This window comes from Bradyrhizobium zhengyangense (genome assembly GCF_022012435.1).
Classification (GTDB): Bacteria; Pseudomonadota; Alphaproteobacteria; order Rhizobiales; family Xanthobacteraceae; genus Bradyrhizobium; species Bradyrhizobium zhengyangense.
This window is the reverse complement of sequence record NZ_JAKLUA010000015.1, coordinates 65979-81399: the sequence shown is the minus strand read 5'-3', so window position 1 is coordinate 81399 and position 15421 is coordinate 65979. Positions and strand designations below refer to the sequence as shown.

The 15421-nt window shown below is 60.8% G+C and carries 16 protein-coding genes and 1 pseudogene; 10 read left to right on the top strand and 7 right to left on the bottom strand.

Features of this window, described 5'->3' with window-relative positions; all coding sequences use genetic code 11:
- Position 1: 1 nt before the first annotated feature.
- From L6637_RS32350 to L6637_RS32325, 4 genes and pseudogenes are all read left to right on the top strand, one after another.
- Positions 2–1045, top strand: a complete 1044-nt coding sequence (locus L6637_RS32350) for an SDR family oxidoreductase (protein ID WP_237873094.1) — start codon at positions 2–4, stop codon at positions 1043–1045.
- A gap of 140 nt (positions 1046–1185) precedes the next feature.
- Positions 1186–1718 (top strand): annotated as a pseudogene (locus L6637_RS32345) (DUF4142 domain-containing protein).
- A 403-nt stretch (positions 1719–2121) separates the two neighbouring features.
- Entirely contained in the window at positions 2122–2988 is an 867-nt protein-coding gene (locus tag L6637_RS32335; RefSeq protein ID WP_237864859.1) for a hypothetical protein, read from the top strand.
- Between the two features lie 1041 nt (positions 2989–4029).
- Complete coding sequence (locus tag L6637_RS32325) at positions 4030–4884, top strand: formate/nitrite transporter family protein (protein WP_237873093.1); 855 nt, start codon at positions 4030–4032, stop codon at positions 4882–4884.
- A gap of 259 nt (positions 4885–5143) precedes the next feature.
- Here the strand turns inward: L6637_RS32325 and L6637_RS32320 are convergent, their stop codons facing one another.
- Both L6637_RS32320 and L6637_RS32315 read right to left on the bottom strand, forming a co-directional pair.
- Entirely contained in the window at positions 5144–5368 is a 225-nt protein-coding gene (locus L6637_RS32320; protein WP_237873092.1) for a hypothetical protein, read from the bottom strand.
- A gap of 1040 nt (positions 5369–6408) precedes the next feature.
- Positions 6409–6747, bottom strand: a complete 339-nt coding sequence (locus L6637_RS32315) for a hypothetical protein (protein ID WP_237864856.1) — start codon at positions 6745–6747, stop codon at positions 6409–6411.
- Between the two features lie 398 nt (positions 6748–7145).
- Here L6637_RS32315 and L6637_RS32310 point away from each other — a divergent pair, with 398 nt between their 5' ends.
- On the top strand, positions 7146–7340 hold the full coding sequence (locus L6637_RS32310; protein ID WP_237873091.1) for a hypothetical protein: 195 nt from the start codon (positions 7146–7148) through the stop codon (positions 7338–7340).
- 215 nt (positions 7341–7555) lie between these two features.
- On the opposite strand, the gene L6637_RS32305 is transcribed toward L6637_RS32310, so the two are convergent.
- Entirely contained in the window at positions 7556–7741 is a 186-nt protein-coding gene (locus L6637_RS32305; protein ID WP_128962250.1) for a hypothetical protein, read from the bottom strand.
- A gap of 78 nt (positions 7742–7819) precedes the next feature.
- Positions 7820–8005: a hypothetical protein gene (locus L6637_RS32300; RefSeq protein ID WP_237873090.1), complete on the bottom strand. Its 186-nt coding sequence runs from the start codon at positions 8003–8005 to the stop codon at positions 7820–7822.
- A gap of 398 nt (positions 8006–8403) precedes the next feature.
- Between L6637_RS32300 and L6637_RS32295 the strand changes: the two genes are divergently transcribed.
- The 5 genes from L6637_RS32295 to L6637_RS32275 all read left to right on the top strand — a co-directional run bounded on the left by L6637_RS32295 (position 8404) and on the right by L6637_RS32275 (position 11887).
- Positions 8404–8613, top strand: a complete 210-nt coding sequence (locus L6637_RS32295; protein WP_128962248.1) for a cold-shock protein — start codon at positions 8404–8406, stop codon at positions 8611–8613.
- A gap of 967 nt (positions 8614–9580) precedes the next feature.
- A complete protein-coding gene (locus L6637_RS32290; protein WP_237873089.1) occupies positions 9581–9820 on the top strand; it encodes a hypothetical protein in 240 nt (79 codons plus the stop codon).
- 651 nt (positions 9821–10471) lie between these two features.
- Positions 10472–10699, top strand: a complete 228-nt coding sequence (locus tag L6637_RS32285) for a hypothetical protein (protein ID WP_237864854.1) — start codon at positions 10472–10474, stop codon at positions 10697–10699.
- Positions 10700–10817: 118 nt separating this feature from the next.
- On the top strand, positions 10818–11645 hold the full coding sequence (locus L6637_RS42645) for a diguanylate cyclase domain-containing protein (protein WP_237873088.1): 828 nt from the start codon (positions 10818–10820) through the stop codon (positions 11643–11645).
- Complete coding sequence (locus L6637_RS32275) at positions 11537–11887, top strand: EAL domain-containing protein (protein WP_237873164.1); 351 nt, start codon at positions 11537–11539, stop codon at positions 11885–11887. Before L6637_RS42645 ends, L6637_RS32275 begins: the two co-directional genes overlap by 109 nt.
- Positions 11888–11986: 99 nt before the next feature.
- On the opposite strand, the gene L6637_RS32270 is transcribed toward L6637_RS32275, so the two are convergent.
- The 3 genes from L6637_RS32270 to L6637_RS32260 are packed head-to-tail and all read right to left on the bottom strand — an operon-like array spanning position 11987 to position 15392.
- Complete coding sequence (locus L6637_RS32270; RefSeq protein WP_237873162.1) at positions 11987–12934, bottom strand: ABC transporter permease; 948 nt, start codon at positions 12932–12934, stop codon at positions 11987–11989.
- The gene (locus tag L6637_RS32265) at positions 12934–13881 is read right to left on the bottom strand and encodes an ABC transporter permease (RefSeq protein WP_237873161.1); all 948 of its coding nucleotides are present in this window, start codon (positions 13879–13881) and stop codon (positions 12934–12936) included. Before L6637_RS32265 ends, L6637_RS32270 begins: the two co-directional genes overlap by 1 nt.
- Before the next feature lie 35 nt (positions 13882–13916).
- Complete coding sequence (locus tag L6637_RS32260; RefSeq protein WP_237864852.1) at positions 13917–15392, bottom strand: sugar ABC transporter ATP-binding protein; 1476 nt, start codon at positions 15390–15392, stop codon at positions 13917–13919.
- Positions 15393–15421: the final 29 nt, after the last annotated feature.

Here is a 15421-nt window from a genome sequence, read left to right as displayed (position 1 = left end):
CATGAACCGGCTGCGGGTGATGGCGATCACCGGAGCGTCCGCCGGCGTCGGCCGTGCCATCGCGCACCGGTTTGCGCGGGAGGGCTGGCGTATCGGATTGGTTGCCCGCGACGTCGGCGCCCTGGAGGCGGTCGCGCGCGAGGTTCGCGAACTCGGCGGTTCGGCCGTCGTCGCGGCCGCGGATGTCGCTGATCCCACGGCTTTGTTCGCTGCGGCCGAAGCGATCGCCAAACCTTTCGGCGGCATCGACGTCTGGGTCAACGATGCCATGGTGACGATGTTTGCGCCGGTCTGGCAGATGACGCCGGAAGAGTTTCGCCGGATCACCGAGGTCACCTATCTCGGCCAGGTTCACGGCACCATGGCCGCGCTGCGCCACATGCGGCCGCATGACCGCGGCCACATCATCCAGATCGGGTCGGCGCTGGCCTATCGCGGCATTCCGCTGCAATCGGCTTACTGCGGCGCGAAGCATGCGATCCGGGGCTTCACCGATGCGGTGCGGACCGAATTGCTGCACGAGGGCAGCGCGATCCGGCTGACGATCATGGAATTGCCCGCGGTCAACACGCCTCAATTCGACTGGGCGCGAACGCGGATGCCGCGGCAGCCGCGCCCAGTCGCGCCGGTCTTCCAGCCCGAGGTGATCGCGCGGGCCGTGTTCGAGGCGGTGCGCCAGCCGCGCCGCGAAGTCTGGATCGGCACCAGTACGCTAAAGGTAATCCTCGGCAACATGCTGCTGCCGGCCTTCCTGGACCGCTATCTGGCCAAGGTGGCCTTCAAGGGGCAGGAAACGGCGCAGCCGGTCGGATCCGATCGCGCCGACAATCTGATGACGCCGGTCGCCTCACTGCATCGGACCCGCGGACGGTTCGGCAAGGAAGCGGGTGATCACGCGGTGGTGACGAGCGGCGGGGTCGCGCGGATCGCGCCGGTGCTGATCGGAGGGTGTGTTGCGCTCGTTGCCGGGATGCTCGCCGCGAGTACGGCGCAAGGGCGCGGTTCGAAGCAAGCCTTCGTGCGGCGAACGGTGCGTGACCGCTAACAAAGGTTAGCTCTGCACGCCGATATAGGAACGCGCCGCGCGGGACCGGTTTGTTGATACGAACAGCCCGCGCGCCCTGTCGGCTTTCGCGACCTCGCGCCCGGACGCTATCCCCGAAGCAACAATCAGGAAGGCGCACCATGCAAACCAAAGTCCGAAATCAGATCTCGAAGGGCGTCGTCGCCGTCGCCGGTGTCTGTCTCATGACGATTGCAGGCGCATCCGCCGCGCCGCAAGGCAAGGCCAGCAAGCACGATCAGCATTTCCTGGTCGAAGCCATCCAGGGCGACCTCTCCGAAGTGAAGGTCGGCCAGCTCGCCCAGCAGAAGGCGCAGAGCGACCAGGCCAAGCAGTTCGGAAAGATGCTCGAGCAAGACCACTCGGACAATCTGAACCAGGCGCAGCAGCTCGCCGACGCGCAGGGCGTTCAGGCGCCGAGCGAGCCGAACAGCGAGCAGAAGGCGATCTACGACAAGCTGAACGGGCTGCCGGCGCGCAATTCGATGCCGCCTTCGCGCGTAGCATGGTGAAGGACCACGAGGAAGACGTGCGCAAGTTTCAGAGGGAAGCAAAATCGCAGTCACCCGTCGCCGATTTCGCCAAGCGGACGGTTCCGGTGCTGCAAAAGCATTTGGAGACGGCCAAGTCCCTTCAGAAGAGCGCGTCCCGGTAGAGCTGGAAGACGTCGCTGCGATGACGTGAATCGCGATAAAGTTCGGAGATTTTCGTGAGCAGAATTCTCGTTATCGCATGCGCCTGGCTTGCGCTTGCACGGTCGGTGCCAAGGCGCAGCCGGCCGGGGGCGCCCCCAGCGGACGCGGAAGGCCAACGGACTGATCCGACGCTCTTTCGGCGACGACGTCACGGCCGTCGCCAACCTGATGGGCGATCTCGTCGGCTCATCCTTCGTCCGCCCGGAGTGGCGACCTCCAATCTCAATGGGCCGCCGCTCGCGACGCCACTGGCATCGAAATCGCCGGGGATGGCTCAAGTCGTGGTCTCGCAAGTTTCATCGGAGGAACTTACCGCCAAGCTGCGCATTTCTTGGGCATCAATGTCTCAAGGAAGGAAGCTCCATGGCAGAAGGATTCGCACAGACGGCGGCAAAGGAGATCGTCGAACCGTCGGTTGCCGGCGTGTCATGGGCAGCCGTATTGGCGGGTGCCGCGGCTTCGCTCGCCATAACCCTCGTCCTGCTGTCCTTCGGCTTGGGCATGGGCTTCGCGGTCGTGTCGCCGTGGGGCAATTCGGGCGTATCGGCGACGACGTTCAAGATCGGCACAGGCCTCTATTTCATCGTGATGGCGATATTGTCGTCCTCGATCGGCGGCTATCTCGCCGGGCGTCTCCGGACGAAGTGGGTCGGCGTCCACACGACCGAGGTCCTGTTCAGGGACACGGCCCACGGCTTCCTGGCCTGGGCGGTCGCATCCGTCCTCGGAGCGATGCTGTTGGCCTCACCCGCCACTACGCTTCTCGGCAACGCTCTCGACGGCGCCGCTCAGGGCGCGGCGAGCGCCGCGAACTCCGGACCGATGGCCGGTTACGTCGACACGCTGCTCCGTCCCAACGATCCGTCCGCACAGCCACAGGGACAATCTGATCCGCGGCCAGAGATGGTGCGCCTGCTGACTACCGACTTCCGTACCGGAAGCGATGTGAACGCGAACGACAGGGCCTACATCGCCAAAGTAGTGGCCGCGCGCACCGGCCTCAGCCAGGCCGATGCCGAGAAGCGCGTGAACGACGTCGTGACCCAAGCCAAGGCCGACCTCGATGCCGCTCGCAAGGCCGCGATGCAAACGGCCATCTGGCTGACGCTGTCGCTGTTCATCGGTGCATTTTCCGCGACTCTTGCTGCCACGGAAGGCGGCGGACTTCGCGACGGGACATGGGGGAAGAAACGCTCCGCGACCGCTCAATCATCACTGGCAATAAACTGAGGAGATAGAACTATGCCCATTTTGCTTTGGCTCGTCGGCATTCCGATCCCACTCATCATCCTGATTATGCTGCTTCGGTGACGTCACGGCCGTCGCGCGCTTTAGGCGTGCGGCGGCCGCCCTGTCCCCCTCGGGGCCTGCAACACGACGGCCGACGTTCAACACACTCCACGCCAGCGCCTGCGCCGGTCGTGAGCATAGAAGCTCATTGAACTCGGTGGAGATACTTTTGGACTTAATCATCGGACTTAGCCGCTTACGCCCTGAGCCGTTCCTGAAGAGCTCCGGAACGGGTGCGAAACACAGGCGTTGCGCGGCTACTGGCATGGGCGCACGGTTGTGCACATCACAGCCCAGTTCTGGCTACTGGCTGTGATGAGAACGCCGATAGCGCTCTGCCCTCTCGAGCAAGGGAGCAGCGCCATGCTGAAGCGGCGTCGTTTCAAGCAGACGAAATCGTTGGAAGAGCGGCTTGCCGGAGAGGCAAAACGCCTGCGCGAACAAGCCAGATTGCTTCCAGACGGGCCCGCACGCGAGCAAGTCATCCGGAAGGCCCGGCAATGTGAGACTGGCTCGCATATGAGCGGGTGGCTGAAGTCGCCTGGATTAAAGCCGCCCGGTTGAGGCCACTGAACCCAGCAACTGTTGCTCCAAGGGGGCGTTGACCCTCATGCAGAATCGTTCGGTCAGGAGTTCACTCTCATAGAAGCGACCTCTGATGCGGGGTCCACAACCGAGATTTGGCTTGCCCTGGCTAAGCCAAATCAGGCTGTGACGCTGGTCCTCGCGGCAGTTCCGGAGGGCTGGACAGCGCAAATACTCCCAGCCGTGCTTTCCGAAAAGCAGCAAAGGATGTTCGAAGAAGTCGAGCTCAAGCCGGGCGAAATCTTTAGGCTCTCGCACGAGTAAGCACACTTCGCCACCGATCACAGCTACTCGACCCAGGATCGAACTTCAGTCCCGGTTGCTTGGCGCGGCGCGGGGCCGCCCCGGCACACGGCTGGCGGCACGGCTATCATCGATAAGAACCGGAAATAAAATATGTCCGACAAGAGAAGACCCCCAGAGAGCGAGCAACAACCGTCGATCACCATGTCCGACGACGACAAGAGATCGGTGGGCGAGATGAGTTCCGGGTCCGCGAAGGTCGTCCACGAGGTAGTACGGCTGCAGGGAGACGAAGAACTCAGCCGACCTCTTCAATCGCTGATACTTTCCGGCTTTGCGGCTGGCGTGGCGATCTCCGCGTCGCTTCTGGTCGAGGCGTCGCTTCACATGCATCTGCCGAAAGCCGAGTGGGCCGACCTGGTTGTCTTCCTCGGCTATCCGGTTGGCTTCATCATCGTCATTCTGGGCAAACTTCAGTTGTTCACGGAAAGCACGGTGACGGCGGTCCTGCCGCTCGCAACCCATCCTACTTTTCGCAATCTGCGACGCCTGCTCCGGCTGTGGATTGCGGTATTCGTGGCGAACATGGCTGGCACCATGTTCGTCGCCTTCTTGATCGCGCGATGCATCGTCGTCAGGCCCGATCAGCTTGTCGCAGCCATCGAAGTTTCAACACCGATCATGGCCCACGATTGGCTAACGACGCTACTACTCGCCACACCGGCGGGCTTTCTCATCGCGTCGATCGCCTGGACACTGCCGAACGCACGCGGCAGCGAGTTCTGGGTCATCCTGATCGTTACTTACGCGATAGCGCTGGGAGGGTTTAGTCACGTCGTAGCGGGTTCGGCAGAAGCCTGGTTGCTGATGCTAACCGGGCAGGCCACGATCGCCGCAACCTGCGGCTTTATACTTCCGGCTCTCCTCGGCAATCTCATCGGCGGGACCGGCTTGTTCGCTGTCGTGGCGCACGGGCAGGTCCGCAACGAAATCGAAACGGGAACCTGATCCAGATCGCGCCTCGCGCTTCACAGGGCTAAATCTACACATTTTTTGGCGAGCGTGAGGGTAAAAGGAACGAAACATCTGGAGGCAGAATTAGTCGCTGGACGCCGACTTGCGGCGGCGGCAGGCGGCCCCCGGAAACCGTTCAGTATGGAACGCTCCATAGTTGCGGTACTGAAATGAAATAGCCTTCGCAGCCGCAGCCATCTTCTCGGGCTAAACTAGAAGCACTCTTGCGATGATCTGGATCAATGCACTTCGGTCAGAGCGTTCGGTGATTGCGCTCTCGGGCCAATCGGCCAACGGGGTGGTGTTGATGAGGGAACCTCGCCACTAAGCGGTTCTTCTCCCTAACCTGAATGTCTTTTCCGTCAATGTACTGACGCGCTTTTTCGATGGCCTCTTGACCGTCAGCACACTTCAGCGGTTGCGGCGGTTGATAGATGTGGCCGTCGGCATCAACAAAGTAGATGAGGTAGGCTGGCATAGCCAAACTCCCGAAGAAGGCGGGAGCGCTACACTCTCAGTCACCGATAGCGGCCTAGGATGGGCGGTGATACGAAAACTGTAACACAATTAGCGAAGTTTGGACGAAATTTGTGCACTCACCTCTTCGGAAACTTTGGCCGCATTCCGCCGCGCTTACCGTAGTTTGACGGATGCGGCCGATGGTCTGGCCGTCTTCGAGGACCGTGAAAATCGTCGGGATCGCCGATTGCGCGGAGGGTGAGCATGGTGATTTACGTCAATGCTGCGCGGAGTTTGACTGCTGTTCGGATACCATCATAGCCTCTCATCGTCGCCCATGGCTGCTGCTTTCGGGGCAGGGCAATTGAAAGTGGTCGGCAGGGTCGCTGGTCATTTTGGGCGGACGCTGGCGGCCCCCCCTTGCGCCTATGCCGGGCGGACGGCGGATGAACCCGACGCCCGGCTCTGGCCCGTCCTTGATAGAACAGCGCCATGGCTTAGGTGAAGGGCTGGGGCCGCCCGCTCGATAACCCCATCAAGCTGCGCGGCCATTGCTGGCTGGCGACGATGAGCAAGCGTGCCGACGGCGACGTGACACTGCGACATCTTGCCGTCACCAATTTGGGTAGCAGGCAGTGCGGCGTTTGACCTGTATCAAATGCGGAGGCCTGCGCGCGCCACTAACGTGCTCGGCAGTTGCGCAGGAGTGAAGATCAAGGTCCTCCCTTAAGTAGGACTACCCCGCCCTTCATTCCTTTTCGCCGCTCGCAACGAGACCGGCTCATTTCAGCCGAAAGGTCGCCGACGCCGCTCGTCCGCTAGTTGAAATTGCGATCTCGAACTGAAAACACGGCGCTGCTCAGGGCGCGTAGACCAGCGAGCAGGGTTTGGGCATCCTCTCGGGCTGGAAGCACTCTTGCGATGATTTGGATCAATGCACTTCGGTCAGAGCGTTCGGTGATCGCTCGGCGAGTTTGCGCGTCAGCCAACGGTCAATGTAGTCCTTGAGATCGCCGACGCAGCGGAGGGTCCGTTTGGCCGACGATACTGCCGTCGAACTCAGAGCGGTCGTCCAACAACTTTTACGCGCAGACGATGACAAAAATCTTCGAGCACCGTCTGTAAATTTTCGTGCGCCACGAGCAGATCTTCCGCTTGTTGGCGCTCCGTCGTGCCAAAGCGGTGGCTATTGCGCATGCTTCTGACGCCGCTCACCTTCTCTCGGCCCTCTGCGACTTTCTTCTCGGCAAAGTCAAGATGCTCTAGATCATGCGCGAGCTTATGCAGCTCCGCGACCAATAGCGCGGTGATGTCCCGTCTCTTGTTAGGCGTCAGATCACTGCTGCTCAGAAGGCCAATGAAGTGATCGACGTTGGCTTTGGCAACAAATCGGTGCAATCGGACCCCCTAGTCCAAGCTCCAACTTTAGGCCCCATTTTGCAGCGGCCCCGGACGGCAGGAAATATATTTCTCGCGTATTCTCGTGCGCGTGAAAACAAACGGGCCGTGCGGGTGGGTCAGGGATGCTGCCTACCAAAGAGGCTGTCTTCGCCCCTGCGCAGTCGGCCGCGGCCCCCGCTATGTCCGGCAGTACTACGGCGGGGACGACGGGTACGTGGTCCGCCGAAGCTACGGCTACTATGGCGGCCCGGGCTACTACGATCGTGGCTACGGCTACTATGGCGGTGGCCCGAGCATCGGCTTCAGCTTCGGCACCCGAAGCTGGTGATCTCGAGAAGGGGCCGCTCTCGGAGCGGCCCCTTCGACGTCATCCTCGCTTTCGCGGAGAAGAGAGATTGTCTGCTGTTGCGAAGCTCCTGAACCAGAAGGAGCAGTTGCTCACGCGACTCGACAACAATCCGGGCCTGAACGAGCGCGCCGAAATCCAGGCGTTTCTCGCGAAGATCGAGACGGGGCTGAAGTTGGTGGGCAAACCAGGATTCCGCTGCTGCCGCGGCCGACGAATAGTGCTCGGCGAGCGATTTCCCTGAAGCTTTTCCGAAGGGCATCCTGCCGGGGATGAAGTCGGCCCCAGCTCTGGGGCTTGGGGGGCTATGAGCTGGGGCCAGTACGGGGTTCGCCCTGGGGCAGGGGCACTGGAAAAACTTGGCGCTGGCGCCTTCGTTCCTCGGTTCGGAGCGAACATTCGGTTGCCCGAGCAGCTTTCCGTGGCTCAAAGCGTCACCGAATGAAACTTCAAGACGCCTTACTTGCCGATCTTGCCCGCGACCTCTCGCGCTAACCGCTCAGCTCTGAGACGTCTGTGGTTTTCTTGAAACTCTGGATCGGCCTGGCTGTCCGCGATCGTTTGCCGAGCGCCATTCGGGTTTTGGGCCTTTCGGTCCGCCTCGTCGGCGACCTGCTGCTGGGCGGAGCGTTTCCGTTCGGTCATTACTATATCCCTACCCCCTTGGTCGGGGTCGTATCGCCTTGCAAGACGGACGCGACAATTAAAGAAAGGAGTCTCGTGTCACTTGGCGTAACCCTGTGATCGGAGCCACGCGATCCGACGCTCGCCATTTATCCATTCGTCAATTTCGGCTTTGCTCGTGAAGCCGGTGATTTCTCGGGGTTCTGCCCCCGGATACTCGGCAATAATTGTCCAGTCGCCCTCTGAGTTACGGAGTGGTTTGAAGCTCACTTTTACTTTTGCCATGCCGAACTATGCAGGAAAAGGCGCGAAAAGGGAACCTCATGTAAGCATTCAAGCAACTTGCGGCCACGGCCGGCAGTTATTGTTCTGTCGTGCAAATGAGGAGGCGTTTGCATCTCCGAGCATCTCGGGTCGCTCCCGTGATCAGTCATCGGGTTTGACCGGCTCTTAGCTAAGGAACAAATACACCAACCATGATGAGAAGAACCGGCAGCTTCTTCTTGAAGTCTCTCAACTGCTGATGTATGATCTCAACATCGATACTGGCCGAACAACTGTTCCGCTTTCGCCTCAGTTCCTGACGGCGCGCACGTTTCAGACATTCTCCAAACATCGACTAACCGGAAAGCTGGCCGCAAGTCCGCGCGCCAGCTCCTGCGCGTATGCGAAAGGAAGACCTGATGAATACAGGTACAGTGAAGTGGTTTAACACCCAAAAAGGCTTCGGCTTTATCCAGCCGGAAAACGGCAGCAACGATGTTTTTGTTCATATCAGCGCGGTCGAACGCGCGGGTATGGGCACTCTGAACGAAGGTCAGACGCTGTCTTACGACGTCGTCGCAGACCGTCGCACCGGCAAGTCTGCTGCCGAAAATCTTCGTGCTGCTTAGTTAAGCGCACGACAGACCTGTCGCTCTAGCCACGGATGTACTGGCTGAGCTTGTGGTCCTGCCCCGCGCCTGAGTCATCAGGGGCGGGGTTTTTGCTTCGCCTTCAAGCGTCTGTAAGCGGGCTTGTCGTGGCTTCTTTTCGATCGTCGGCCCCTGTGATCGCCTGGCTAGTAGACGAACAGATTGAAAAGGTGGGACCACGAGGCGTCTCTGTCTCGGACCTCAATGGGCTAGATCGAATTTCGAAGTGGCTTAATTTGTCTTTCGGGCGCATAACCGTGCATGCTCGAATCTCATCACCGATCCTGTCGGTGCGGCGCCGTCTATAGCCGAACTGAGGCAATAGCCCCCGGTAGGCAGATCGCCAGCTTCGAATGCGCGGTTTGCGGAGCGACCCTGGAATCGTGGAACACTGCTTGTGTGCCCACCTACAGGTTGATTGTCGGCCCCGTTCGGCATTCTCCGTCCGAAGGATGATTCAACGGGCAAATGAACCAACAGCCGGCGATCGCATTGGCCGTTCATGGCAGAGTCATTTGGCAACTCCTTTACAATCGTTGAAGTGAGGTCGGACGATATATCGACGGAGCCGATAAAGCAGCTTTGGATTGCGTTCGCCAAGCCAAGCCAGGCCCTGACTTTGGTACTCGCAGCCGTCCCTGAAGGCTGGACAGCTGAACTTCTGGCCCACCCCCTCACGCAACAACAGCAAAGGTTGTTCGAAGATCTAAAACTTGGGCCGGGGGATATTTACAGACTGCCAGAGTAGTGCACCGGCCGCTGGCGCTCTCGACATGTGACGCTGCAGCCTGCTGAGCCATCCTGGTCCCGCCGGCACGCGCGTCATTCCTTTGGTGATATCGCTCACCCCTTTCACCGGTTTGTTCCAGCTCTACAGGAAGCCATTCGCGAGTGCATTGGGCGGCGGTGCATCCGAAGAACGTGTCAGCGCAACGCAGGAGATTCAATGAGCATTGTAAAGCGGCATCTCGCCGAGCAAGAAGAGCGCCTGGTTCTAATCGAGGAAATTTGCATCGATAAAGGAGCGCTTGTCTTGGATACCGTCACGGACGAGGTCTACTTCTCTGCAGACGAAGAGGCTTACAAGAACGCGTACGTGACCGTGTTTCAGGCCTGGGCCAAGGGCACGATCAACGGCACAGCGGAACAGATATTCGAGGCTACAAAATCCATTCTTGAGGACTAGAGTATCCTTATTCGATATAAGAGCCAGAGGCGGAGCGACATATGCGTTACGTCCCACGCTCTACGCTAGAGCAGCCGCAACCTTGAGGTAACACATGCCATACGCTTATAGGCTAAATGAAGAGGTTCGCCACCAACCCCAAGGTCCGCAAGGACGTGCCACCATTGAACCGCCAGTGATTTACACCATCATCCAACATATGCCGATCGAGTCCGATGGACGAGTTAGATACCGCATCAAGTGTAAGTCGGAGAAAATCGAGCGGGTCGTTACGGAAGATCAGCTTTCGTATTTTCAATGATCTTCTGACCCGAAACCAACAATCCGACGAAAATGCGGACGATGGTTCGAACCGGATAAGCTGCCTCGCACTTGCTATTGTCGACCGGCGTCCGGGTTACCCGCTGGCAGCGGATGAACGTTGGATTCGCTTGGCAGGGGTCAGGAGGAAACATCTTACGACGGCGCGGATGAAGCAGACCGAAAGGCGCAAAACCCCGTTTGGTGAGCGGCAAACGATAGCGGACAGCACGACGATCCCGAGTTCCAGCAAACGATAAACGTCTCAGGGCTGAGCGCCTGGCGCGAGAGGCCGGGCTCAAAAGCAAGAATTGACCCAACCCATTCGAGCGAAGGATCCGATCGAAAAAGATGACAAAATTAGTTGGTGAATACGAACCGCCGAAACCAATCAGTAAAGCGGAGCGTGAAGCACGCAAGGCCTTCCGCCAAGTCGACGCGGAGAAGGCCATGTCCGAGCACGCGCTCGCCCAGAGGGCCTTTGCTCAGAATCGAGAGCGACTGAAGGCCGAGCGGCTGGCACGGGAAGCCGTAGCGAGCCCGGTGCCAAAGAAGCAACCCAAGGCGAAGAAGAAATGAACCCGCACGGACGGCTACAGGAGTCGACCTTGCTGGACTCTCGCTGAAGCTTTCGGCGACTTGGCGCCCATGGCAACGAAAAGTACCTCCAAGGAATAGTGAACCCGCCAATGTCAGCGTGGCTTTCGACGTAACCGAACGAAATCGAGCACAGCAGCGGGTGAGCTATCTCGCGAGTCATGATGCCCTCACTGAGCTCCCCAACAGGGCCGCTCTGGACGAGCAGCTCGGCACCGCTGTCGAGCGCGCGCAGATCACCGACGGCGCCTTCGCTGTGCTTTGCATCGACCTCGATCATTTCAAGGAGATCAACGACCGTTTCGGCCATGCCGTCGGCGACGCCGTCCTTCGCGAAGCCTCAAGGCGGCTGCAGGAGGCCGCGCAAGGGGCGTACGTGGCACGCGTCGGCGGTGACGAATTCATCGGGATCGCCGATCAGTTGCCACTACCAGCGACCGCCGAATTGCTCGCCAGGCGCATGCGGAAACAGTTCGAGCAACCGATCGAGGTCGAGGGTCATGCGCTGAAGATCGACCTTTGTGTCGGCGTCGCCCTGTATCCGAGAGATGCGGACAATGCTGTAGCGCTGTTGTCAAACGCGGATGCAGCGCTTTATCGGGCCAAGCACGAGGGCAGGGGTGCCATTCGCCTGTTCACCAGCGCCATGGACCAACAGCTGCGCAACCGCCGTGCGCTGGAGCACGATCTGCGAGGCGCTGTTGAGCGGGGGGAGCTATACCTGGAGTATCAGCCGCAGCAGGACCGCAACGGCTCTCTGATGGGCTACTGGTTCGCTGGCGGCATCCGGTGCGCGGCGTCATTCCACCTGGAGACTTCATTCCGATCGCCGAACAGAGCGGCACGATCGCGCAAATTGACGACTGGGTCCTTACGGAGGCTTGCCTGGAGGCGGCTTCCTGGGATCAGCCGCTACGGGTCGCGGTAAACGTCTCGGCCGCTCAGTTCCGGCGCGAAAACCTCGATCGGCAGGTCCGCCAGGGGCATGGGCTCGGAGTTCCGGTTCTCGCGGAAGGAATCGAGACGAACGCTCAGATGGCTCTCCTGGTTCAGGGGGGCTGCGACGAGATGCAGGGATATCTCATTGGTCGGCCGCGGAGCCTTCTACCGACGAGACAAATGAGGAATGCTTCAAGTCAAGCGCATCGTCGTGCAGCCGCTGCTGAGTGAAGGTCGTTTGCTGCTTGGCTCGTAAGAGTCGGCCGTGAATCAAGGGGCCAACGCAGCTTCGCAAGACCAGGACAGGATCCTTTCCAATCGTGCCTTACACTAGGCCCGCTTTTTCTCTCCCCCTGCGGCCGAAATGACGGCGACGATGACGAGGCCGGTTACCAAGAGCCGGATGCCGGCGCTGACTCCAAAAGTGTTCAACATGGTCAGAAGCAGGACGAGGAAGAGCGCCGCGCCCCATAGCCCCGTGACATTGGCTTTGCCGCCGGCAACCGAGGTGCCTCCGATCACGACTACGGCGACAGAGGCGAGCAGATATTCATTGCCGATGTCGACGTTCGCGCCCCGGAAATAACCGGCCAGCAATGCCCCGTCGAGACCGCCAAGCGTGCCCGACAGCGCGTAGGTGGCAAAGCGCACCCATCCGACCTGGATTCCCGCGAGCCTTGCTGCCCGAATGTTCTGGCCGATCGCCAGCACCGATCGGCCATAAACGGAGCGCTGCAAAGCAATGCCGGCGGCCACAGTGAACACCACCGTGAGAATGGCGAGCAAGGGAATGCCGAGGATTTGGATGTTCGTGAAATCGGCAAAGCCCGGCGGTGGCTTGATCTGCAGACCGCGCCCGTAGCTGATGTCGATCGATTGGATGATGAAGCTCGCCGAAAGCGTCGCGATGATTGGTGGGATGCTTAGCGCGCGGATCAGGAGGTAGTTGACGACCCCGATGGCGAGCCCGCAGCCGAGTGCGGCGGCAAGGCCGAGGGCGATCAGACGGTCATCGCCGGCCATCACGGTCATCGCCACCGCGCTGGAAAGCCCGATATTGGCCGGCAACGACAGATCAACGTTGCCGGGACCGAGCGTGATGACGAACATCTGCCCGATGCCGACCACCACCGTGAACACCGCAAGCGACAGCGCCGCGATAAGCATGCCACCAGCGCCATAGCCGCGAGTGAAGGTAATCGCCGCGATCCACACGACGGCCGCGCCGAGATAGGACCACATCCAGGGATTCGTGGACAGCCAACGGCGCACCGCCATCATTGCTCGACCTCCCTGCGGCTGATCAAAGCGCGCGCGGCGAGCACCACGATCAGAATGGCGCCGTTGGCGGCGACCTGCCAGTCCGGCGGAAGATGCATGAAGGTGAGAAGCGGGGAAGCCGCCAGCGCCAGCGTCAGCGCGCCGATCACGGCGCCGATTGGGGATACCCGTCCGCCGACGAATTCGCCGCCGCCCAGGATGACGCCCGCGATCGACAGCAGGGTGTAGCCGTTGCCGATGTTGGCGTCGCCGGACGTCGTGATGCCGATCAATGAGAGCCCCGACAGCACGCCGAACAGGCCGGCGCACGCGTAAAGTACGATCTTAGCCTTCAGCAGCGACCAGCCGGCGCGACCGATCGCGGCGGCGTTGCCACCAGATCCGCGCAGGATAGCTCCATAGGATGTACGCATCAGGCCGAAATACGTGACCGCAGCGATGATCAGCGCGGCCAGCACCGGAAACGGAACCAAGGGCGGCTTGGCGCTCATCGACGCCAACAGCCAGTCCGGCGCCCGACCGCCGGGCTTGGGCAGCAGAAGTACGGCGAGACCTTGCCAGACGAAGTTCATGCCGAGAGTCACCACGATCGACGGCAGGTTGCGCCAATAAATCAGCGCACCGAGCGCCGCATATACGCCGACGCAGCCCAACAGCGTGAGGGTCCCCAAGATCGGGGTGTCGCGCAGCCAGGTCGCCGTGACGCAGCCGACGAAACCCACGAAAGCGCCGATCGACAGGTCGAGGTCGTTGCCGGTAATGATGAACATCTGCGCGACCGTCGCCAGCGCGATCGGGATCGCCAGATTTAGCATTAGGGTGAAGCCGAAATAGCTGATCGCGCGCTGGTTCAGCCAGGCGATGGCCAGCAGCACCAGCACCAGCGACAGGGCTGGCAGCAACGCGCGCAGCAGCCGCGGTGAATCGGTCTTGCCGAAAGGCATGAATGCTGGGCGGGCCGCGACAATCGACTTGGCCGTCATCTCGGGTCGGCCCCGACGAAGGAGGACTGGATCACCTTTTCCTCGGTCAGCTCATCGCGGGCGAGGTCGGCGACGATAGCGCCATTGCGGAACACGTAGACATGGTCGCACTTCTTCAATTCGTCGGTCTCCGTCGTGTACCAGATGAAGGTCCGCCCGCCGCGCGCCTCCTCGCGAATGAGATCATAAACTTCGAGCTTGGTGCCGATATCGACGCCGCGCATCGGGTCGTCCATCAACACAATGCGCGCCTCCGACCCAAGCGCGCGTGCAAACAGCGCCTTCTGCTGGTTGCCACCTGACAGTGATAGAATGTTATTGTGGATATCGGGAGTGCGGATCTTGATCCTGTCGCGCCAGAAATTGGCCAGCTTGTCCTCCAGCCGGCGCGAAATCAAAGCTCCCTGGCGCAGCTTGCGCAATGAGCATATGCCGATATTTTCCGCGATCGACCATAAAGGGAAAATGCCGTCGGCTTGGCGGTCGCCGGCCACCAAAGCAACCGTTGCGTTGACCGCGACGCCTGGGCACTGGCGCGTCGCAGCCGCGAAAATTGTTAGCAGCAACTCGGTCTGCCCGTGGCCGGCAAGCCCGGCAAGGCCGATGATCTCTCCCTCGTGGGCTACCAAGTCTGTGGACCCGCCCTGCTGCCGCGGGCGCGCGCGAACATGCAGGCGAGTTTTCCCTCGCGCCAAACGGTCGCTGGCGTTCGCCTCGGTCGGGCGCGGTTCTGAGCCGCCCATAGTGGCTACCAGCCGGTTGCGGTCGAAGGCCTCGGCGCGATCAGCCGCGATGGTCCGCCCGTCACGCATTACCACGATCCGGTCACTGTTTTGCAGGACCTCGCCGAGCAGGTGCGAGATGAAAATGCAGCTGATGCCGTCGGCGACGGCCCGCCGCATGAAGGCGAGCAGTTGCCCGGCAGTGTGACTATCGAGCGAGGAGGTCGGCTCGTCCAGAATCACGAGACGCACCGGCTCATCGGTCGCAGTGAAGGCCCGCGCCACCTCGACCATCTGTCGGCGTGCAATCGGAAGATCCTGGATCAGGTCGGAGGGGCCGACGCCGTGACCCGGGAAGATCTCGTCGAGCTTGCTTGTGATCAGCGCGCCAGCCTTGCGACGCCAGTTGAGGCCGGTCAGTGCCGGATGAAACACCCGCGCGTTCTCGGCCACCGTCAGGTTGGGGCAGAGCGACAGCTCCTGGAAGACGCACCGGATGCCGAGTTGCTTGGCCCGCGCCGGCGAGTAGACGCTCTGCTCGTCGCCGCCAATGACCACGCGTCCACGATCCGCCGCGACAGTCCCTGCCAGTATATGCATCAGCGTGGATTTCCCGGCGCCATTGTGTCCGACCAGGCTGAGGCACTCACCACTCCGGACTGTCAGATCGACGCCATCCAGCGCACGGACGGCGCCGAAATGCTTTTCGACGCCGCCCAGTCTGACGATATCAGATTCTTCGAGGGTCATTCACTGCCTGCGAGCAGCCGTCAGCCATG